The organism is Paenibacillus macerans (genome assembly GCF_900454495.1).
Lineage (GTDB): Bacteria > Bacillota > Bacilli > Paenibacillales > Paenibacillaceae > Fontibacillus > Fontibacillus macerans.
On the sequence record NZ_UGSI01000001.1, the window covers coordinates 1,150,001 to 1,171,469 of the forward strand.

A 21,469-nucleotide genomic window follows, 5' to 3' on the forward strand; every position below is an offset into this window, starting at 1 on the left:
GTTCTGATTGGAAAGAAGATTGACCAAATTAGCACTAGCGTTGCATCAAATCTGATCTGACAAGCTGCATTTTCTAGCCACACAAATTTTCTAACGGATGCCACAAGCGCTATTTGTTCGAAAAACGTTGATTTCAAACTGTAACGGTTGCCATGGAGCTTATTTCGCCGAACACCGGTAATTTTTGCTTGGATTCAGGCTAATAACGGCGCTGGCAACCGTTAGAATTTCGAAAAGGTCTTTTTTCGGAAAATAGCCGCTGCTACAAGCGTTAGATTTCGGTCAGCTTTTAGGGGGAATTTTGAGCAAAAGTTAATGCAACGCTAGTGCCAAAAGCAAATGGGCCGTTCCCCCAATAAGGAGGACGGCCCATTTTTAGCTTTAGTGTGAAGGTTATTTATTCAGGGGAAGGTTAAGTTCCAAATCTTCCAGATATACTTTAATAGGCGACCCGTCGCTGTTTTGAACCAATTTTCCTTTGCTGTCCGTTTTAAAGGTATACGGTTTTACGACAATAGAACTTGGAACAGCCGCAAAGGATGTATATGTCATGTCGAAGTAGCGCTGCTTTTTGACGACGCCGTCATTAGCTTGCAGGATAGGAGATAAGGTATTCCCTTTACTATCCGCGAGATCAAATCCTAAATTTTTTAAATCCTTTACTTGCTTATGAGCGCCTTGTGCAGCCAGCTCTAACCGGCTTGAATAAGGGGTTAATTCTACCCGTTTTACGGTATAGCTGAAATTTCCCGCTTTCTTAACCACCGCTTTGCTTAAAACCGTGTTTTGTGGCGCTTGTTTTTTAACGGGTAATTTAAAGGTAAAAGGATCCTTCACGCCTGAAGTATGAGCTTTGACCGTAAGCTCGAACTGCTTGGGCAGATACAGGGTTCGCGGGCCCTTAACGGACAGGTCGTTGAAGGAGATCAACAAACTGTTGTCTTGCAACTCCGATCTTCCATACGACTGTAGATCCATCTTTTTGCCGTCGATATAAATATCAACGTATAGAAGAACCCCTTTTTTCTCGGCATTTGTTATATCGTCCAGCGTTGTTTCAAAATCATCGCCTTCCCTTTGCAAAGCAAAGGAAACTCTTGCTCCATCAAAAAGATAGTCCGTCAACTTCAAGGTGACGCCATCTTTCGTCACTTTTTGATTTGGCACCTTTGTTATCCCTTGCTTGGCCGCTTTCTGCAAACCCGAATCTCTCTTAGCCCATTCAAAAAGACTTTGGGCAGCAGCAGACTCTTGTTTTGGCCGCATCAGCCGCAGCCACCCCGGATAGGGCTGGCCCGCTTGCGGTTAAAAACGAAGCGATAAGCAGGCTCAGGGCGATTTTCTTGTTGAAAATTTTGCTGATCATGATTGTATTCCTCCTGATTTACGGATTGAGCGGGATCGTCATTTCCAAATCTTTATGGTACGTTTTTGTTTGTTCGTCAACCGCAGTCCAATCCGATTTTTTGACCGTATAGGTATACGGTTTGATCGTAATGGATTTGGGTGCCGTACTGAACGCGCTATACAGTTCGTCCTCATGATAGTGATTTTTTGGCGCTTCAGAAGGGGACGGAACCCACGACTGTTGAATTGGATTTCCTTGTTCATCCACAATATCGTAATACATTTTGCTGGCCGCATACTCGCCTGTCTGATTCTCGGTTACCGGTACTGTACCGTTGCTGTCAATGACCACTCTGGTGGAACCGGCAGTCAGATTGACCCGTTTAACCGTGTAACTGAAATCGCCTTTGCTCATTGTTTTTTCCGGATTGACGGAGAGGATCGGTTGAACCTTTGTGATTGGGATTTTAAGCACGAAAGGTTCTTCTACTTGGGTAACTTTTACCGCTAACGACAATTCAAACCGATCCGGAAGCGCCGCTTCTTCCAAGCCTTTTCTTATGTTATAAGTGAAGGTGTCCTGTTGCCCGGGAATTTCCCCGCTATCGCCATATAACCCCTTCACGAGTTTACCGTTAACGGTGACATCCAATAAACTGGATCGCCAATCAATATAACCCTTGACTTTCTCACTTTGCTCCAGGTCGCGCCAAGGCATCATGACACCGTCCAGTTCCGCTCCTTCTCGGACCATACCCACACTCAAACGATTCCCATCATAATAGGCTTCCACCACTTTCAGGGTGATGCCATCGTGAGTCACACTTACATTAGGGAAGGTTACCATGCCTTTATCGACTGCGGCCCCCAGGGCTCCTTCTGCGGTCTTAAATACACTGCCGATCAGCGGCAAATTTTCCAAAGCGGCCGCCATTGCCGGAGAAACAAAACCCGAGCCGATTACGGCTCCTCCCAATACAAAAGTTGCTGCCGCGGTAAGTCCAAGTTTTTTGACCATTTTCATTTTTGTAAATGCTCCTTTATTATCTATTGAATGATTCAAATCTTGGTCCATGATCATTTGATAGGTATTGTCCAATCTTAAACGCGTGCTTTCCGGCTTTTGCCAGCAGTATGCATTCCTCACTAAATTCCAAATCGTTTCACCTCTTTTCTCTTTCATTTCGTTTATTAGACCGGCCAACTGTCCGAAAGGTAACATACAAAAATTTATGGTTGTCAGAAAACATCCTTGGCAATCTTCCTACTGAATTATGCGTAAATTCATTTTAAAAAGCAAAAATGGTTGTAAAAAATCGCTTTTCCCGATTCGATTGACTGGAAAAATAGATAATGCTACAATTTTTTTATTAATTTACGTAAATTTTGCGATGGGGTGTGTACATTGGCAACGATAAAAGAAATAGCCAAAGAAGCCGGGGTGTCGATAGCCACGGTTTCCCATGTCATTAATAAAACGAGATACGTCAGTCCCGAGCTGGCGGAAAAAGTGGAAGACGTCATCAAGAAGCTGGGCTACGACAAAAAAATAGCGGTTGCCGGCAATCAGTTCAGAATCGGCAAAAAATCGGAAATCGCCTTGCTTTTGCCGGGTTTGTCGGGAACGCTTTATTCTCAGCTGGCTTCCGCGATTTCAGCCTGTATAACCGAACGGGGCTATAGTTTGACGGTTTATTTCCATCATGACGATGTGACGCTGGAGAAAAACATCATTACCAACATCCTGAACAACAAGCGGATCGCAGGGCTGATCATCGTACCGGCCAGCACGGAAGCGAAGCAGTTCCAGAAGCTTAAGCAGCAGCAGTTTCCGTTTTTGTTCCTGGACCGCAAGGTTCGCCTGGAAGGCGTCGGCTCCGTGCTGGCGGACAGTAAAGAAGGGATTTACAGAGGCTGCGTTCATCTGCTGAAATCCGGACACGAGGAAATCGCCTTGATCATTGAAAAAGCGGATTTTTCCAGCGTCGAAGACCGGTTGGAAGGTTACCGCGAAGCGCTTGGCTCCTACAAAATCCCGTTTCGCAAAGAGCTGGTGATCGAAGTGGAGCAAAACCGGCTGGATGATTTCGAAAAAGGGATCAAAGAGGTCTGGGGCCAGCATAAAAGTCCGACCTTTGTGGCCAGCGGCAACCGGATTACGCTCAATTTGCTGCGGGTGATGAACAAGCTGGGGCTGGAGTGGCCGGCCGACGTTTCGGTGATCGGGTTCGGCGATGAGGAATGGTCGGAAATCATCAATCCGCCGCTGACGATGCTGAAGCAGGACACGAAGCAAATGGCTTTGGAAGCGGTTTCGATGCTGCTTGATATCATGGATCACGGTCCGGGCGAGGCCCGGGAAATCAAAGTCCCGATGACGTTTTCGATCCAGAATTCGACCCAGGTGATCGGCAAAGGACCGTTTGGCGAAAAGCCGGTTTCCCCCAATGAATTGACGTTGTCCAAGGAAGAAGTTGAAAAATTGACGACAGGCAGCTATAAAGTCGGGATCTCTTTTCATTATGGCGGTACGGCGTGGACGAGACTATACGAAAACGGAATCCGCCATGTGTTGGACCAATACGGCATCTCCATTATTTCCATTACCAATGCCGGTTTTGACCCGAATCTGCAGGTCACGCAACTGGAAGGCTTGCGCATGCAAAAACCGGATGCGATTATCGCCATCCCGGTTGACGATGAGCTGACCGCCAAGAAATTCAAGAACATCTCGGAGGAAACGAAGCTGATTTTTATGAGCCATGTGCCGGAGGGTATGACGAAAGACGAGTATTCCTGCTGCGTTTCGGTGAACGAACGGGAAAACGGGCAAAACGCGGCGCTCCTGCTGGGCAACTATTTCAAAAACGAGCAGAACGTCAAGATAGGCTTCATCGGGCATGGCGCCCCGTTTTACGGCACGCATTTAAGGGACGCCGTGGCGAACGACACGATCCGCAGCAATTTCCGCAATATCGAGATCGTTGATGAGCAGTATTTTTACCAAATCGAGAAAACGTACGACGTATGCAAAGAAATGATCAAGCGGCATCCGGAAATTCAAGGCCTGTATATTTCCTGGGACAGACCGGCGCTCGAGGCGATCAAGGCTTTGCAGGAGCTGAAGCGGGAGGACGTGGCCGTCTTCACGTTCGATCTCGATACGGAAATCGCCACGTATTTGGCCAAAGAAGAAATGGTCAAGGGATTGTCCACGCAGCGGCCATACGATCAGGGGATCGCGGTAGGTTTGGCGACCGCCAAGGCCTTGCTGGGCCATGATGAGCATAAGTATATCGGCGTTCCGCCATATATCGTCGAACCGAAAAATCTGTTAAAGGCTTGGAAAAATATTGTATTGGAACCAGCTCCAGCAGAAATTGAAGAATTAATTCTCAAGAAATTTACGTAAATTAATTTGCAATTATTTTTTTGTTTAAAATTTCGACAAAATATTTGACATTTCGCAGCTCTCTATGATACATTTTACGTAAAGAAGTTGAAAGCGGTTTATTCGTAAAAACAGTGCGCACCGGATCGACCGCAGACGTTCTTTATTCACAAACTGATCATAGGGGGCTGGTTTATTGTGAAAAAGCAATTTTTTAAGTTTTCATTGATAGCGCTTACCGTTTTGGCTCTGTCGGCTTGCGGCAACGGGCAAGGGACCAATGCGGGGAATCAAGCGGGGAGCGGCGATGGCGGCGGCAAGGACGGGACGTACAGCTTTGCTTTCTTGACGAACACGCAGAACAATACGTTCCAAACGGCGATGAATGAAACCTACGAAAGATTGGCCAAGGAGAAAGGTTACAAATATACGATGCTGGACCCGGATTATGATCTGAACAAACAGATCAATCAGATGTCGGACGCGGCCAACCAGGGCTTTGACGCCGTGTTCGTGATCCCGGTCGATTCCGCGGGGATCCGCCAGGGGCTGGAAGCGATGCATGACCGCAACATTCCGGTGTTTAACGTCGACACAGCCGTCATTAAAGAGGATCGAGACCTCGTGAAAAGCATTATCGCCACCGACGCGTACATGGCCGGCAAGCTGATGGGCGAGCAGATGGTAAAAGACTATCCGGATGGCGCCAAAATCGCCATCCTGGACTTTCCTTCCAACGAAAGCTGCGTGCAGCGGGTAGCGGGCTTTATGGACGGCCTCGGCGACAATGCCTCCAAATTTAAAATCGTAGCCCAGCAGGACGGCAAGGCGGCGCTGGACGCCTCGATGCCGATCGCCGAAGACATCATCCAGGCGAATGCCGACATCGACGCCTTCTTTGCGATCAACGATCCGTCGGCTTTGGGCGTAGCGGCGGCGATTAAGGCGAGCGGCAGAACGGATATCGGCGTGTACTCCATCGACGCGTCTCCGGACGGCAAAGCCGCATTGCTCGACGGTTCGTTTACGGCGGTTTCGGCCCAGGTGCCGATTCAGATCGCCGAAACTTCCTTCAATATGGCGGTCGATTATTTGCAGGGTAAGGAGATTAAACCGGAAGTGCTGCTGCCTTCTCATATCGTCACGAAGGAAATGGCCAAAGAAACCGCCGGCAAGTGGCAATAAGCCCCTTAAATTTAGAATGCAAGCGTCCCTTGCATTCTAAATTTTTTCAAGATGATACCGCTTCGGAGGTGAACAACCATGGGAGATAATTTGCTGGAGATGCGTGGGATCGCCAAAAGCTTCGGGGGGACCCATGCGCTCAAGGGCATCGATTTTGAACTGAAAGCCGGCGAGATCCATGCCTTGCTGGGCGAAAACGGCGCAGGCAAATCGACGCTGATCAAAATTTTGGGCGGCATCCATAAGCCCGACCGTGGACAAATCTTTATCGGCGGTGAGCCCGCGGATATCGACAGTGTGCAAAGCGCCCGGGCTTACGGAATCGGCATTATCCACCAGGAAATCGTGCTCGTTCCATATCTCAGCGTTGCCGAGAACATCTTTTTGGGCCGCGAACCGGTCAACAAATGGGGGTTCAAGGACGAAAAGCGGATGAAAGCCGAAGCCAACCGCATGATCGAGCAGCTTGGGCTGAACATCGATGTCACGACATTGGTGGGAGAATTGACGGTGGCTCAGCAGCAGCTGATCGAAATTGTTAAGGCGATTTCATTTAACGTGAAAATCCTGGTGATGGACGAACCGACCTCCTCCTTGTCCGACGAGGAAGTGGGCCGACTGTTCGTGACGATGGAGAAGCTGCGGCGGCAAAACGTCGGCATTATTTATATCTCGCACCGGCTGGAAGAATTGTTTAAGATGGCGGACCGCATCACGGTCATAAGGGACGGCGGTTATGTCGGCACGAAGCGGACCTCGGACACCAATACGGAAGATCTGGTGGCGATGATGGTCGGCCGGGAGCTGGAAAGCTTCTATACCCGTACCTATTCCGTCCGTGACCAGGAGGTGCTGCGCGTTGAAGGGCTGTACAGAGAGGGCGTATTCGAAGACGTCTCCTTCCGGGTGCGCAAAGGCGAAATCCTCGGTTTCTCCGGCCTGGTAGGCGCGGGGAGAAGCGAACTGATGCAAACCATTTTCGGCGCCTACCGGCATAACCGCGGGCGGATTTACTTGAACGGCGGGGAAGTCAGCTTTAAAAATTGCAGCCAGGCTATCGCCAAAGGGATCGCCATGGTTCCGGAAGACCGCAAGGACCAAGGGCTGGTCCTCGAGAACTCGGTCGGCTTCAATCTCACGTTAACGAATCTCGATCAATTGATGGGCAGCCGGTTTTTGATCAGCGAGAAAAAAAGAAGCGAACAGATCGGCAAATACGTGAGCGGCCTGAATATTAAGACCGCCTCGGCGGACATCGAGGTGTCCAGCTTGTCGGGAGGCAACCAGCAGAAGGTCGTTATTGCCAAATGGCTGGCCACGAACCCGCAGCTTCTGATCCTGGACGAGCCTACCCGCGGAGTCGACGTCGGGGCCAAGTCGGAAATCTACGCGATCATCAACCGGTTGGCCAATGAAGGGTTGGCGATTATTATGGTCTCCTCCGATCTTCCGGAGATCATCAATATGTGCGATTCGGTGTGCGTGATGCGGAGCGGCAAGCTGGTGGCGCAATTAAACCGGGAGGAACTGTCCCAGGAAAATATTATGCGCTATGCGACAGGAGGATGAGAAAGCGATGAGCACAAAAAATAGCGCTCTTACATCAATGGTCAGAGGCAATATCGGCATTATATTCGTGTTGCTGGTTTTATGCGTGATTTTATCGATCGTATCGCCGGTGTTCCTGACGACGGAAAACTTGATCACGGTGCTGCGGCAGGTTTCCAACAACGTTTTCCTCGCTCTCGGCATGACCCTGGTGATGATTTTGGGCGGCATCGACCTCTCGGTCGGCGCGATTGTGGCCGTCTCCGGGACGCTGACCGTCGGCTTTATGGTCAATAACGGCATCCCCATGCCCGTGGCGATTTTGCTGGGGATTTTAATCGGCACGCTGCTCGGATTTTTCAACGGGGTGATCATCACCCAATTTAAGCTGCCTGCATTTATCGTGACGCTGGCGACGATGAACATCGCCCAGGGGATTGCTTATATTTACAGCGGCGGACGGTCGGCCCGCATTACCAACGACGCCTATACCCAACTGGGGACGGGGAAGCTGTTCGGTTTTTTGCCTCTGCCCGTACTATATATGGCCATCTTGACGGTTATCTTCATCGTGCTGCTGAACAAAACGAAGTTCGGAACCAACATCTTTGCGATCGGCGGCAACCGGGAAGCGGCCCGTCTGTCGGGCGTGCGCATCAAGAAGGTGGAGATTGCGGTGTATACGCTGGCCGGGCTGCTTTCGGCACTGGCGGGCATCGTGCTTTCGGCGAGAATGTATTCGGGCCAGCCTTCGGTTGGCCAGGGCTATGAAATGGACGCGATCGCAGCCTGCGTGCTGGGCGGAGTGTCCATGGCCGGCGGGCGGGGCCGCATCAGCGGAACGATCTTCGGCGTCATGATCATCGGGGTCGTAAGCAACGGTTTGAACCTGATGGGAGTCAGCTCGTTTTGGCAGCTGCTGGTTAAAGGTTTGATCATCTTGATCGCCGTCCTAATCGACGCCCAAAAGGGCAAAAAGCTTCCGTTTTCCTTCAAATTCGCCAAATAAACCGCAGCATCAGACCAACCAAGAAAAGAGGTTTTGACTATGGACACAACAGCGCAAGCATTCAAATATAAATTTCAAATCATGCTGAACAATCCGGACCATCTGCCGAGGCAAAACGAGCCGGTGATCACCAAGCTGAATTTCTCCGATTACCGGGTTCACCCGGGCAGCCTTGAACTGTATGACGACCAAAACCGCAAGGTCCCGTTTCAACTTATAGACGTGGTGCTTGACGGGGAATTTATCCAGGAAGCGTCGATCGTTTACGTGGTCAGCATGGACAAACGGGTCGCCTCGTACTCACTGTATGCCGGCGGCAAACCGCTTGCTGAGGCCCCTGAGTTTAAGGGCATTCAAAAGCTTGAGCCCGTGCAGGTGGACGGCTTCCGCAGACTGGATACCGGCTACTATATTCTGGAGCTGTGCTCCGGCACCGCCGACGGCACCTCCTACGGCAAATGGGGCATCCGGTATTTCGAAGCCAAGGAAGAACGGAAAAATTTAATCAAGGATTACTCCAATGCGATCGGGGGATTTTACGGTCCTTTCTTCACCCCGAAAAACGGGCTGATCAATCCGCCAGAGCACACGAAGGTGGAATTCGTCGTCGAGGCCGAAGGCCCGATCTACTGCCGGTACCGAATGAACGGCCAGGTACCCGACGGATTGGACGAAAATCTGAAAGGGAAAAAGTTTTCGGTGACCTGGGAGTTTTTCTACAATTCGCCCTGGTTCCGCAGAAAATACGATGTCGACGATTTCTCCACCACGGTGGACGGTATCCCGGTCGTCAACAAAATTACCGTCGGGGACGAATTCGAGAGCGGCCAAGGCAACCGCGTCTTTACCTCCTTCGCTTCTTACGGGGGCACGTATTACCGGGAAGGCGACCTGTACGCCAACATTTTGTCGGACGGCGTGCACCGTCTGCTTGCTGACGCGGACAAGCTGGGGAACGACAAGCTGAAGCAGTACAAGGCGAGCATCGGGGAGAATATCAACGAGGTGTCCTGGGACTATTTCTGGCGACTCTTTTGCATCCAGGACGGGATTTTGACGGCGGAGGAAATCAAGGCGCATATTGCCGAGATCATCCCCGAATCCCATAAACAGGTGCACCAAAGCGAGCGGAACGAACAAGTGCTGTTCCAAAAGCAGGTGGACGTCAACAGTGCGCCCGAGCAGACCATTTTCCCGCTGAGCGCCAACAAAACCGCCGAGATCAACGATGAAACCGGCTATGCCATGGTGTGGTACACGAGCGAGGTCGTATCGCGTTACCAAATCGTGCAGCGCAGTGATTCCGGCTGGGTGAACTGGGGCACGAACGGGGAAAACGAACATCCCGAGCTGCCGACCGGCTCGACGATTTATACGGCTTACGGCAAATTTGCGGACTGGGAGAAGCAGGCGGATGCGATGGAGAAAAATATCGACTCCAAGCAAGGGCTGGCGCAAGTTTTGAACGGTTATATAAGCTAAAACAGGCTGTTTTTCGGGAAAGGGTTCCGATGAGTAGCCGGTTTGAGTTTCGCTATACCGAGATCGCGAGTTGCAAGGGGAACACCCTGCACTCGCGATATTTTTGGATAAAGGCTATTATGACCGGTTCGCTTTGCGATATTTCGCAGGGGTCGTCTCGAAGTGGCCGGCAAACGCCCGGTAAAAAAAGCCGAGGCTTTGGTAACCGATCCCGTAAGCGATTTCCTCAATGCTTTGCTCCGTATTGGCCAGGAGGGAAGCGGCATGGATCATGCGCTGCGTTTTGACCAGTTCCATGAACGTTTTGCCCGTTCTTTTCTTGAGTAAATTCCCCAGGTAGTTGGGATTATAATTAAACGCCGTCGCCAGGTCCGCAAGCGTGCAGGTTTGATAATTAGCTTCTATATAACCCAGGATATGGACCAAATTCGCTTTCGTTTCGGGATCGGAATTCGTCTCATTTGTGTGATACGAAAACACCCGCATTAATTCCGTAAACACGATCATCATGTAATTGTAAATCATTTCTTGCGAGTAGACCCGGCTGTCGAACGCCTCGCACATCATATTTTTGATGAATAAGTGCAGGTTTTCATGGTGCTCGGATTCGAACACAATATAGCGGTTGTGGTCGGTGCTTTCGGAAATAGCGTTCACCAAAAAATTCGAAACGATCCCTTTCGTTTTGAATCTCCCTAAAGCCGAAGTGAAAATCTCCTTTTTCATAATGATATTCACCAGCAGATCGTTTTCCCCCATCGCTTCAATGCGGTGCAAAACATCCGTATCCAGCAGGCAAACTTGTCCTTCCCGCAGAATGACTTTTTTCTCGTTAATCCACTGAACGCAGGATCCCGAATAGATGTAATTCATTTCGATAAAATTGTGGAGATGCAGCGGCATCGGCGCAAAACGGTTATGCTTGCGGACGTGGATCGGGCCTTGTTCGAAAAACAGACTGTCCGGCATGCGGAAATAAGTCCCGTCCTCGCCGATCCATTCCTCGGGCCATTCCTCGGGCCAAATGTCATTTACGTTTTCCCGCGTTTGCAACTGCTTGGTTTCAATCTCATTGACCGTGCGCAAATATTGGTCAAGCTCTTGATGGTTCATAAGACAACAATCCTTCCAAGAAAAAGCATTAAGTTTAGTATACCTGTAAAAAGGAGAAAAGATAACCGTAATTAAGAAATTGTATAGGCTTACCGAAAGCGTTTTAATATGAATAGATCAAAATTTACCGAGGCGCCTCTAAATCTTTAGAAAGGAGAATACTTCGAAGCGTAACTGCTTTTTATTGCGAATTTATCTTCGGTAAAAACAATTGATATGGGGTGTAAATAACATGAGCACGGTATTAGCGACCGGAAATAAAGAAACGCCGCAAGATGCGGCGATGGCGAAAATCGGGCTGGGCGAAAAGCTGGGATACGGCGCGGGGGATATCGCGAGCAACCTGATCTGGACAGCGTTGTCCATGTTTGTCACTTATTACTATACGGATGTCGCCGGCTTGGCCGCTGCCGCTATCGGTACTATGTTCCTCGTTGCCCGCGTGTTGGACGCCTTTGTCGATGTCGGAGTAGGGGCAATGGTGGACAAAACGAAAACGAAATTCGGAAAAGCCCGGCCCTGGCTGCTGTGGTGGGCGATTCCGTTCGGCATCTCCGGCGTGCTGCTGTTTTCCATGCCCGATCTCGGCCCGGCGGGATCGCTGTTTTACGCTTATGCCACCTATCTGCTGATCAACATCATCTATTCGGCGATCAACATTCCTTACGGCGTGCTCAGCTCCTTAATGACGCAGGATCCGTATCAGCGTTCTTTGCTGAACATTTTCCGGATGGTGATGGCGCTGGTAGGCATGCTGATCGTATCCAACGGAACCCTTCCGCTGGTGGCGGGGCTCGGGGGCGGGAAACCGGCCTGGACATTGACATTTGCGGCGTTCAGCGCGGTTGCGGTCATCCTGTTTTTGATTACGTTCCTGACGGCCAGAGAACGCGTCCGTCAGGCGGTGGTTAATAAGGATATCCCTTTGAAAAGAGGCCTTCCCGCACTGTTCCGCAACAAGTATTGGGTGCTTGTGCTTTTGCTGAATACCGTATTTTACGGAATGCAAGCGGTAACATCGGCGGTCAACGTGTACTATGCCCAATATTTGCTCGGCAATAAGGACCTGGTGGGGCTGCTGACCATCGCGCAGCTTGTTCCGATGATGCTCGGTTTGCTTGCGCTGGCTCCCGTCATTAAGAAATTCGGCAAACGGAACGTCGCTTTGGCGGGAATGGCGGTCATGGCCGTCGGCTGCTTGATCCCGGCCATAGATCCAGCGAACGTAACGGTCGTGATCGTCTCGACCGTAGTCAAAGCCCTCGGCACCGCGCCGCTGATCGGAACGATTTTTGCTTTTGCGGCCGACACGGTCGACTACGGGGAGTGGAAGACAGGCATGCGCACGGAAGGGCTCATCTTCAGCGCTTCCAGCTTCGGCGGCAAAACGGGCAGCGGCCTGGGCGGGGCCATGGTCGGCTGGATGCTGGCTTTCAGCGGCTATGTCGGAGGCCAGGAAGCCGTTTCTGCGTCGGCCTCTCACGCGATTCAATTCCTTTTTATCTATTTTCCGGCCATCCTATGCGCCGTATTATTCGTGATTTTATGGTTCTATAAGCTGGATAAAGAGTACCCGAAGATTTTGGCGGAGCTCCAAGCTATTAAAAAAATGTAAAAAGAATGCTGATAGGAGGTATCTTCTCTAATGGCAAACGATAGAGAAACTTATGAATCTTCACCCGCCGTTGTTCCTAAGCGCTCGTTCATTGAGCAAGCGGAACGCTTAAAGCCCGTTCTTCTTCAACGGGATGAGGAGGCCCGGCAAAACGTTGAGGTCGTGCCGGACGAGCGCGCGATCCATGGCTGGCGGGCCATCGCCGCGTCGAGCGCGGACACGCTTGCCCCGCAAAGTTTCGGAAAGGGCGATGCGGTCATTTTGGACTTTGGCGACCACCGGGTCGGTTATGTTTCCTTGGACGTAAAGCCGGTCGGGAGCCCGCCGGACGCACCGCTCAGACTTAAGCTTACGTTTGGAGAAATGCCTGTTGAGGTGGCGGAGCCTCTTGCAAACTACAACGGCTGGATCAGCAGCTCCTGGCTGCAGGAAGAGACGATCACGGTTGACGTGCTTCCTTGCCGCATCGAAATGCCGCGGCGCTACAGCTTCCGCTATCTGAAGCTCGAAGTTCTCGATACGTCCAGAAAGTACCGCGTCGCGTTCGACCGCGTGCTATGCCGAACCGTTACCTCGGCCGATCCGGCGCAAGTCGTCCCGTTGGTACACGCGGATCCGCTGTTAACGGAGATCGACCGGGTCAGCGTGCGTACGCTGGAGGATTGCATGCAGGACGTGTTCGAGGACGGACCGAAGCGGGACCGCCGGCTATGGCTCGGCGACCTTCGCCTTCAGGCGCTGGCCAATTACGAGACGTTCCGCAATTACGATCTGGTCAAGCGTTGTCTTTACCTGTTCGCCAGCGTTCCCGATGAGCGGGGGCGGGTGACTTCCAATTTGTTTATTGAACCCGGCATCATTGCGGACGATACGTATTTTTTGGACTACTCCCTGTTCTTTACGACGGCCCTTCACGACTATTTCAGGGCCAGCGAAGACAAGGCGACGCTGCAAGAGCTGTGGCCGACCGCACGCCGGCAGGCGGAGCTGGCTTTGGAGTGCTTGGATGAGCGGAATATCGTCATGGATCGGGAAGGATGGGGCGCGTTCATCGACTGGCATCCGAAGTTGAACAAGCAGGCGTCGGCTCACGCCGTATTGATCTACGCCTTGAAGCGGGCCGTCCCTCTCGCCGAGCTGCTCGGCTGCGAGAGCGCTCCCCGTTTTGCGGAGCGGCTTAAAGCGTTGGAAGCGGCGGCCATGGCAGATCTGTGGGACGCGGAGCGCGGTTTTTTCGTAAGCGGCCCGGAGCGCCAAGTATCCTGGGCTAGTCAAATCTGGTTCGTTTTGGCCGAAGTATTGCCTAAGGAGGACAGCCGCTTGCTGATGCTGCGTCTATTGGCCGAACGGCCGCAGGTGGGGCCAACGACCCCCTATATGTATCACCATCTCATTGAGGCGCTGCTTCTGACGGGGCTAAAAGAAGAAGCCGTGAGCCGGATGAAGGCGTATTGGGGAGGAATGATCGCCGACGGCGCCGATACCTTCTGGGAGCTCTACGATCCGGAGAACAAAAGCTTTTCCCCATACGGCAGTTATTTGATCAACAGCTATTGCCATGCCTGGAGCTGCACGCCGGCCTATTTGATCCGCCATTATCGACTGTAATCATGCTGCACCAAGGAACTCTTGCCCGCCGCCCGGCGGGGAAGGGGTCCTTTTGAGGATTTTCATCAAAAACCAGCGAAGGCCGCGGCAGGACGCCCGGTTTTCATTTAACGAGGATTCTGGTATACTTGGTTTCGTCCCCAATAAATGCCAAGTAGGTGACTTTTGTGAAACCGGTTACAGTTTACGATATCGCGAAAGAGGCGAATGTTTCCGTGGCCACGGTTTCCCGGGTGCTGAACAATACCGCGCCGGTCAAAAAAGAGACCCGGGAGCGCATCAACGAACTGATTAACAAATACCAGTTTCAACCGAACGCGCTGGCCCGCAGTTTGACCAAAAAAGAGACGGGGATGATCGGCATCATCCTGCCGGACATTACGAATCCTTTTTTTCCGGAGGTATTGTCCGGGTTCGACCGGGAGGCGAGAAAGCAAGGTTATACTTATTTCCTTTGCGACACCGTGTCCGCCAACGGGGACAGCGCCGACCAGTATGTCCGCGAATCGCAGTATTTGAACGTGCTGACGGAGAAGCAGGTGGACGGCATCGTTATGCTGGGCGGGCGGATCGATCTGGCCAAACCCGGAAAAGAGCTTACGGAGGAAGTCGTCGAGGTCGGCAAAAAACTGCCTTTGCTGCTCATCAACGGACGGCTGCCCGGATCATCGCTTAGCCGGGTGGCCGCGGACGAGCGGCTTGGCGCGGAACTGGCGACCCGGCATCTCATCGGGCTGGGGCACCGCGACATCGCCGTTGTCGGCGGATATCGGCATATGTCGAATACGCTGCAGCGTATCGCGGGGTTCACGAAAACGATGGAGCGGCACGGCATCCCGGTACGGAGGGAATGGATGCTTCACGAAGGTTTTTCCGTGGCGAGCGGCACGGCGTTTATGGATCGGCTGTTAAGTTTGCCGCAGCGGCCGACGGCGATCTTTTGCCTGAACGACCTCGTGGCGATCGGCGCGCTCAAAGCGGCCGCCAAAGCCGGGCTGAAAGTGCCCGGGGACATTTCGATCGTCGGCTATGACGACATTCCGTTCGCGTCCAACAGCATTCCGGAGCTGACCACCGTATCGCTGCGCGCAAACGAACTCGGACGCACGGCGGCCGAAATTCTGCACAAAATGATAACCAAGGACAAGGTAGCCAAGACAACCTTGCTCAAGCCCGAGCTGGTCGTGCGCGAATCCACCGCCGCCCCTGCCGAATAACGATTGACACAGCAGGGGGAGCAGGGAGGAGGAATGCCTGAATAAAAGTGTTGACAACGTTGTGACGTCAGGCTAAAATAGCGGATGAAAACCCTTACATTCTATGGGCCAACCCCGGTCCAACGATTCAACCGTTCCAAAATTTATGTAATATGCATTGATCGCAGCAACTTTCTCCGCAACTAACTTACAATCGACCTTGTAATCTTACCACGAATCGCAATCCATTAGAGTTTCAAGTTGCATTTCTCCTATGTTTTTCAGCGTGTTTTTTCTGGCTTTATTTAGAAGCGGCGTTTGACAGCCGGCTACCGGTACGCTCAACCGTTCCCGCCTTCAAAATAGCGGCACTTTAAGTGCTTATATTGGAAGCCGTAGCATGTTCACCCCCATTAGAGGCATTTTATGTACTTATTTTCCTAAGAATGGCCCAGTACGAGGGGATTTTCTTGCGACTGGGGAAAAAGCGGTATAATTTCCCTTTATTTCTCGCGAATTGCCTGATATCGCCGGAATAACGACCGTTTTTGCGCTTATTTTTACCCCTGAGACTTTCAAAGCATTTTTCCGAATTTCAGACCTCTGTGTGGCCATTCCAGAAATGAAACCCGTTTCATTCGCTGTGGCCATGGTGCCCAAAAATTATTTTTTGCATATAATGAAACGGGTTTCATGAAATGGGTTTCACTAAAATTCAGCAAAAATTGGCGAGGAGTGATTCAAGCTTGAGTATCCGTATCCGTGTCCGCTCCGAAGCGGCCGTAAGCTTTGGCGGCAATGCCGTCCGAATCGGCGGGGAGAGCGTGCTCCTTTTGTCGGCTTCGCTGTTCTACTTCCGAATCCCCCGCGAACATTGGCGGGAGAGGATGGAGCAGGTTAAAGCGCTGGGCTACAACAGTATCGATGTTTATTTTCCTTGGAACTTTCATGAACGGCGGGAAAACGTTTGGGATTTCGAGGGGATGCGGGATGCGGAAACGTTTTTGCGCCTGGCCGCCGAAGCCGGACTGTGGGTGATCGCGCGGCCCGGGCCGTACATCTGCTCCGAATGGGACGGAGGCGGGCTGCCGGCTTACCTTTACGCCAAACAGCCGCCGATGAAGTTAAGGGATAACGATCCGGTTTTCCTGGAGCATGTCGGCAGGTGGTATGACAAAATCATGCCGATCCTGCAAAAGCAGCAAGCCGGTGCAGGGGGAAGCGTGATTTGCGTGCAACTGGACAATGAGCTCGATTTTTACGATTGCGACGACCCCAAGGGGTATATTTCCGCGCTTCGCGATCTTGCTTTGACGTATGGAATCCGGGTTCCGCTCACCGCGTGCGCCGGACAGGGCGGGCTTCTTCAAGCCTCGGGGCTGGCGGAAGGCGTGGTGCCGACTTGCAATTTTTACCCGCATGACCGCGATCCCGAATTCGAGAGCAAGGCGCTTCATTACCGGGAGAAGCTTGCCGATTTGCATGTTCCGCTGCTGGTGACGGAGACGAACCGCACCCATTACCTGCTGCGCCGGCTGCTGTCGGCCGGGGCCAAGCTGCTCGGGCCGTACCTGCAAGTATCCGGGACGAATTTCGGATTTACGAACGCAACAAACAATTGGGGTAAACCGCTGGCGTTCCTCGCCTCGGATTACGATTTCGGCGGCATGATCTCCCCGGAGGGGCATATCCGTCCGGAAGCTTATGAAGGCAGGCTGCTCGGCAGGCTGATCCGCGCGTACGGAGCGGCGCTGGCGGAAGCGGAGCCTGCCGCGAAGCCGGCGTGGAAGGCCGAGGGGGACACGGAACATGTTTTTGGCCCCTTTGCGCTGGGGCTGGCAGGCGGCGGTCAGCTTGTTTTCATCACCAATGGGGATGAGCGCGACAAGCGGATCGCGCTGCGAGCGGCGGATGAAGGCCTGCTTCTCCCGTCCTCCGGAACACTGAAGCTTTGCGGCTTAAGATCCCTGGCTTTGCCGGTCGATGTGCCCTTGTCCGTTTGGGGCCTGCCAGGACGTATTGTTTATTCGACGGCCGAGCTTTATATGGCGGAGCGGCAGGAAGGGGGAACGGTGTTGGCTTTCCATGCGGCGGGAAGCGGGGAAATAGCGCTGGCGATCGATGCGCCGGTGGCGTCGGCAGCGGCGGAACAGGCGACGCTTGAACAAACGGATCGCCAGCTGCGCGTCAGGTTTGCCGGGACCGGGACGGCTTTGTGCCGAATCCGCTTGGAGGATGGAAGGTTGTTGACCTTGATCGTCACCGATTATTTGAAAGCGCTTTATACCGAGAGTATCTCGATAAACGGCAAGATTACAGTCACCCTGCCGTCAGCCGAAACGGAGCAGCCCGCAGATAACGTTGCTGGGAACTGGCGCTTAAGCTTGGCGGATGGAGGTAAGCTGGGTGGGTATGCTGACAAGGTCGGCGAAGCAAGCTCGCAGGCACCGTTTCTGGAGCAATTGGGCGTTTACCGGGGGTTTGCTTGGTACGAAGCATCCGCCTTAGTGCCGGTGGGCGCAAAAATCAGAGGTTTTCTTGTCCGCCAAGGCAGCGACGTCATTTCGCTGTACGCGGGCGGCCGGTACATCGGAACGGCGACCCCTGGAGGAAGGAGCGCCTTTATTTCGGCCGAAATGGAGGATTTCCCAGGGGGGACGCTCGGGCTGCAAGTCCGGGCGGAAATTTGGGGGCACACCAATTTCGACGATGCCCGGCTTCCGGGACTCAGACTGCCGGCGCTGAAGGGCATCGGCGGACTCACGGCGGTTACCCGCGTCCGCGACATCAGCTCCAACTGGCGCGTATTCCAGCGGGCGGCTGAGGCGATCGGGGCAGGCGTTGCGGAAGTCCGCGGGACCGCCAGGACCGGCAAGACCGCCAAGGCAGAGATGATCGATAAGGCAAAGATGATCGACAAGACGGATAAGATCGCCAGGATTGACCCTGCCGATGAATCGCTGTGGCCGCTGGTCGGCTTTGGCGGTTGGCTGACGGCCGACCAGCGGTCGCATGAAATTTTCCGCAGGGAGTTCGAGCCGTCGTCAGGCGCCGCGGCGTGGGTGCTGCATTTTAAGGGCCTGGAGGCCGAGGCGCGGCTCGAAGTCAACGGGAATGATGCGGGCCCGGTTCGGCGGTTCGATCCGTTCATCGATATCACCCCTTACGTTACCCCTGGCGAAACCGTCCGGTTGACGGTGTACTTGAAGCGAACCCTTGGGCAATCCGCCGGACGCGTCATCATTTATGAAGGTTATGCGGCCAATGGGTTCACCGTTTTCGCCGCGGAGGAGCCGCAGCTAACGGCCAGCGCCGAAGCGGCCCAAGCGTCCGCCGCTGCGCAGGAGCTGCCGCTGACGCTCGCTTCCGGCGCCGCCGGCTGGCTGTTTGGCCGCGTGAAAAGCTCTGCGGCGGGCAAGGGCTGGCGAGTCCGAGCAGCCGGCTCCGGCCTGAAGCTCACGGTGTTCATGGGCGAGCGGATCGTCGGCCGGCTGTGGCTCCCGGGAGGTGCGGCAAGGCCGGTGATCGCCGGAGGCAGCGCGGACTCGTTTTATTTGCCGGGTCCATGGCTCGGCGCGGAAGGCGAACCGCTATCCATCTTTCTTGAGGCCGTTGATCCGCAGGCTCACGGAAAGCTGGAGTCGCTCGATTTTATACCGGTATGAAAGGAGGCGCCGTAAATGGCAACCGCTTCGCAAACGCAGGCGCACACCGGGCGGCATCGCCGCCAGCCGCTTCATGGCAGCGGCCGCTGGAGACGTTTCCGCAACAATCGAACGCTGCTGCTGATGTGTCTGCCGGCCATCCTGTTTTTCATCGTGTTCGCTTATTTGCCAATGCCGGGCCTGTATCTTGCGTTCATTAAATACAACTACACGGACGGCATTTTCCGCAGTCCGTTCCTCGGCTTCGACAATTTCAAATTTCTCGTGATGACCGGGGACCTGTGGCGGCTGACTTTTAATACGGTCGTGTACAATCTGGCTTTTATCTTGCTGGGGAACGTGCTGCAAATCGTCGTCGCCGTTTTCCTTAACGAAATCCGCCAGAAATGGTTCAAAAAAGTGACCCAGACGCTCATGTTCCTGCCGCATTTCATTTCGGCGGTGCTGATCGGCCTGATCGCGTACAACGTGCTCAGCTACGATTACGGGCTGCTGAACAGCATTTTAACCTCGCTTGGCATGGACCCGGTCAAAACATATTCCAATGCCAGCATCTGGCCTTACATTATCGTGCTGACCTACTTATGGCAGTCGACGGGTTACGGCTCGATCGTCTATTTCGCGGCGATTATGGGGCTCGACAACGAAATCATCGAAGCTTCGGAGATCGACGGGGCGAACGCCTTCCAGCGCATCCGCTACATCGTGCTCCCCTGGCTGAAGCCGACGTTCATCATTTTGCTGCTGTTCTCGCTGGGCGGCATTCTCCGCGGCAATTTCGGCCTGTTCTTCAACCTCGTCGGGGCCAACAACACAGCGCTGTACGCCACGACGGACATTATCGAAACCTATGTATTCCGCGCGCTCATGACCAACTTCAACTTCTCCATCGGCAGCGCGGTCAGCCTGTACCAGTCGGTGTTCGGCTTTTTCGTGGTGATCACGGCCAACTGGCTGGTCAAAAAAATCTCCCCCGACAACTCTCTTTTTTAGTGAGAGTTCAGAAAATCCAGGTTTTCAGGATCGATAAGGTTGAATGAAGCTAGAGACGAAAGTAGCAGAGCGTAGGGCGAACCTGCGTAAGCAACGGAAAGCCTGGCTGAATTCAAGATTTGACGTCGAGTTCACTTCAAGAAAGGCTTCGTCATGGAAAGATGACTCTTTGAACAACCATTTCTAGGAGGCGGCGCGCATGGATGATACCCACGAAACCCGCAGCATCCGCACGGATTTGAGCGGGATCGTCGTCAAACTGGTCGGCTACGTGTTCATCGGACTGTTCTCGCTGTTCTGTCTGCTGCCGTTTCTGCTCGTACTCGGCACTTCTTTTACGGCGGAGGCGGCGATCAAAAAATACGGCTTCAATTTTTGGCCCAGGGAGTTCAGCACGTTTTCCTACAAAATCGTGTTTGAGAACCCGGGGCTCATCGTCGGCTCCTACCTCGTGACGATCGGCATCACCGTGGTGGGAACGGCGGTGGGGCTGTTCCTGGTGGCCATGACCGGGTACGCGCTGCAGCGGCCCGATTTCCAGTACCGCAATAAAATTTCTTTTTTCATATATTTTACGACACTGTTTTCCGGCGGGTTGGTGCCGTTTTATCTGCTTGTGACGCAGTACCTGAGTTTAAAAGACAACTATCTGGCGGTGCTGCTGCCGGGGCTGCTCAGCCCGTTTCTGATCATCATGATGAAAAGCTTCGTCCGTTCGATTCCGCATGCGATCACCGAATCCGCCAAAATCGACGGGGCCGGCGATTTTACGATTTTCGTGCGGCTGATCCTGCCGATGACGACGCCGGCGTTGGCCACGATCGGCCTGTTCATCGCCCTCGGCTATTGGAACGAATGGTACAACTCGATGCTGTTCCTGTCGCCGGATGTGAAGTACCGGCCGCTGCAATTGTTCCTGTATAACGTGATCACCAGCGCCGACTTTATCCGCAACTCGGCGGCGGCTTCCAACGTGGAACTGCGCGACGTGCCGCTCGAATCGATGAAGATGGCGACGGCGATCGTGGCGACGGGGCCGGTTATTTTGTTCTATCCGTTCGTGCAGCGCTATTTTATCAAAGGGATTACGGTCGGCGCGGTCAAAGGCTGAGGAGGTCATGCGTTTAAGTGAGAGTTCAAGAAGTCAGGTTCTCCGCACCGAGAAGGTTGGATAAAGCCAGGGAATGAGCAGCGGAGCGTAGGGGGGCCTGCGTGAGCAACGGAAGGACCGGGTGAATTCAAGATTCGATGCCGAATCCGCTTCGTGATCAAAAGATGACTTTTTGAACAACCTCAACACATATTCAAAAGGGAGGT

General features: G+C 53.0%; 15 protein-coding genes. 11 read left to right on the top strand and 4 right to left on the bottom strand.

The features are described 5' to 3' along the window. Positions 1–393: 393 nt before the first annotated feature. From DYE26_RS05280 to DYE26_RS05285, 3 genes are read right to left on the bottom strand one after another with little or no spacing between them, the layout of a single operon-like run. Positions 394–1,266, bottom strand: a complete 873-nt coding sequence (locus DYE26_RS05280; RefSeq protein ID WP_127463434.1) for a DUF5643 domain-containing protein — start codon at positions 1,264–1,266, stop codon at positions 394–396. Further along, on the bottom strand, positions 1,223–1,366 hold the full coding sequence (locus DYE26_RS33300) for a hypothetical protein (RefSeq protein ID WP_155619414.1): 144 nt from the start codon (positions 1,364–1,366) through the stop codon (positions 1,223–1,225). Before DYE26_RS33300 ends, DYE26_RS05280 begins: the two co-directional genes overlap by 44 nt. Before the next feature lie 18 nt (positions 1,367–1,384). Beyond that, complete coding sequence (locus DYE26_RS05285) at positions 1,385–2,530, bottom strand: DUF4179 domain-containing protein (RefSeq protein WP_164815243.1); 1,146 nt, start codon at positions 2,528–2,530, stop codon at positions 1,385–1,387. Between the two features lie 213 nt (positions 2,531–2,743). Here DYE26_RS05285 and DYE26_RS05290 point away from each other — a divergent pair, with 213 nt between their 5' ends. From DYE26_RS05290 to DYE26_RS05310, 5 genes are all read left to right on the top strand, one after another. Beyond that, positions 2,744–4,759: a LacI family DNA-binding transcriptional regulator gene (locus DYE26_RS05290; protein ID WP_227872745.1), complete on the top strand. Its 2,016-nt coding sequence runs from the start codon at positions 2,744–2,746 to the stop codon at positions 4,757–4,759. A 177-nt stretch (positions 4,760–4,936) separates the two neighbouring features. After that, positions 4,937–5,923, top strand: a complete 987-nt coding sequence (locus DYE26_RS05295) for a sugar ABC transporter substrate-binding protein (RefSeq protein WP_036622812.1) — start codon at positions 4,937–4,939, stop codon at positions 5,921–5,923. Between the two features lie 78 nt (positions 5,924–6,001). Beyond that, entirely contained in the window at positions 6,002–7,492 is a 1,491-nt protein-coding gene (locus DYE26_RS05300) for a sugar ABC transporter ATP-binding protein (protein ID WP_036622814.1), read from the top strand. A gap of 7 nt (positions 7,493–7,499) precedes the next feature. Continuing rightward, on the top strand, positions 7,500–8,480 hold the full coding sequence (locus DYE26_RS05305) for an ABC transporter permease (RefSeq protein ID WP_082207766.1): 981 nt from the start codon (positions 7,500–7,502) through the stop codon (positions 8,478–8,480). A 39-nt stretch (positions 8,481–8,519) separates the two neighbouring features. Continuing rightward, positions 8,520–9,962, top strand: a complete 1,443-nt coding sequence (locus DYE26_RS05310) for a hypothetical protein (protein ID WP_036622818.1) — start codon at positions 8,520–8,522, stop codon at positions 9,960–9,962. 117 nt (positions 9,963–10,079) lie between these two features. Here the strand turns inward: DYE26_RS05310 and DYE26_RS05315 are convergent, their stop codons facing one another. Further along, on the bottom strand, positions 10,080–11,075 hold the full coding sequence (locus DYE26_RS05315; protein ID WP_036622820.1) for an AraC family transcriptional regulator: 996 nt from the start codon (positions 11,073–11,075) through the stop codon (positions 10,080–10,082). A 232-nt stretch (positions 11,076–11,307) separates the two neighbouring features. Here DYE26_RS05315 and DYE26_RS05320 point away from each other — a divergent pair, with 232 nt between their 5' ends. From DYE26_RS05320 to DYE26_RS05345, 6 genes are all read left to right on the top strand, one after another. Then, positions 11,308–12,690: an MFS transporter gene (locus DYE26_RS05320; protein ID WP_036622822.1), complete on the top strand. Its 1,383-nt coding sequence runs from the start codon at positions 11,308–11,310 to the stop codon at positions 12,688–12,690. A 30-nt stretch (positions 12,691–12,720) separates the two neighbouring features. After that, positions 12,721–14,298, top strand: coding sequence for an alpha-L-rhamnosidase-related protein (locus tag DYE26_RS05325; protein WP_051985426.1), 1,578 nt, complete (start codon positions 12,721–12,723; stop codon positions 14,296–14,298). 167 nt (positions 14,299–14,465) lie between these two features. Next, complete coding sequence (locus DYE26_RS05330; protein ID WP_036622824.1) at positions 14,466–15,515, top strand: LacI family DNA-binding transcriptional regulator; 1,050 nt, start codon at positions 14,466–14,468, stop codon at positions 15,513–15,515. A gap of 725 nt (positions 15,516–16,240) precedes the next feature. Then, positions 16,241–19,159 (top strand): beta-galactosidase, encoded by a 2,919-nt coding sequence (locus DYE26_RS05335; protein ID WP_051985427.1) that lies wholly within the window; start codon positions 16,241–16,243, stop codon positions 19,157–19,159. A 123-nt stretch (positions 19,160–19,282) separates the two neighbouring features. Next, on the top strand, positions 19,283–20,152 hold the full coding sequence (locus DYE26_RS05340; RefSeq protein WP_051985866.1) for an ABC transporter permease: 870 nt from the start codon (positions 19,283–19,285) through the stop codon (positions 20,150–20,152). 199 nt (positions 20,153–20,351) lie between these two features. After that, positions 20,352–21,263, top strand: a complete 912-nt coding sequence (locus DYE26_RS05345; RefSeq protein WP_036622828.1) for a carbohydrate ABC transporter permease — start codon at positions 20,352–20,354, stop codon at positions 21,261–21,263. Positions 21,264–21,469 lie beyond the last annotated feature (206 nt).

Excerpts from the sequence above, each read along its gene's own strand:
- DYE26_RS05300 (WP_036622814.1), top strand. The coding sequence starts at position 6,002 with ATGGGAGATAATTTGCTGGAGATGCGTGGGATCGCCAAAAGCTTCGGG.
- DYE26_RS33300 (WP_155619414.1), bottom strand. The coding sequence starts at position 1,366 with ATGATCAGCAAAATTTTCAACAAGAAAATCGCCCTGAGCCTGCTTATC.
- DYE26_RS05345 (WP_036622828.1), top strand. The coding sequence starts at position 20,352 with ATGGATGATACCCACGAAACCCGCAGCATCCGCACGGATTTGAGCGGG.
- DYE26_RS05340 (WP_051985866.1), top strand. The coding sequence starts at position 19,283 with ATGTGTCTGCCGGCCATCCTGTTTTTCATCGTGTTCGCTTATTTGCCA.
- DYE26_RS05280 (WP_127463434.1), bottom strand. The coding sequence starts at position 1,266 with ATGCGGCCAAAACAAGAGTCTGCTGCTGCCCAAAGTCTTTTTGAATGG.
- DYE26_RS05305 (WP_082207766.1), top strand. The coding sequence starts at position 7,500 with ATGAGCACAAAAAATAGCGCTCTTACATCAATGGTCAGAGGCAATATC.
- DYE26_RS05310 (WP_036622818.1), top strand. The coding sequence starts at position 8,520 with ATGGACACAACAGCGCAAGCATTCAAATATAAATTTCAAATCATGCTG.
- DYE26_RS05285 (WP_164815243.1), bottom strand. The coding sequence starts at position 2,530 with ATGAAAGAGAAAAGAGGTGAAACGATTTGGAATTTAGTGAGGAATGCA.
- DYE26_RS05325 (WP_051985426.1), top strand. The coding sequence starts at position 12,721 with ATGGCAAACGATAGAGAAACTTATGAATCTTCACCCGCCGTTGTTCCT.
- DYE26_RS05315 (WP_036622820.1), bottom strand. The coding sequence starts at position 11,075 with ATGAACCATCAAGAGCTTGACCAATATTTGCGCACGGTCAATGAGATT.
- DYE26_RS05320 (WP_036622822.1), top strand. The coding sequence starts at position 11,308 with ATGAGCACGGTATTAGCGACCGGAAATAAAGAAACGCCGCAAGATGCG.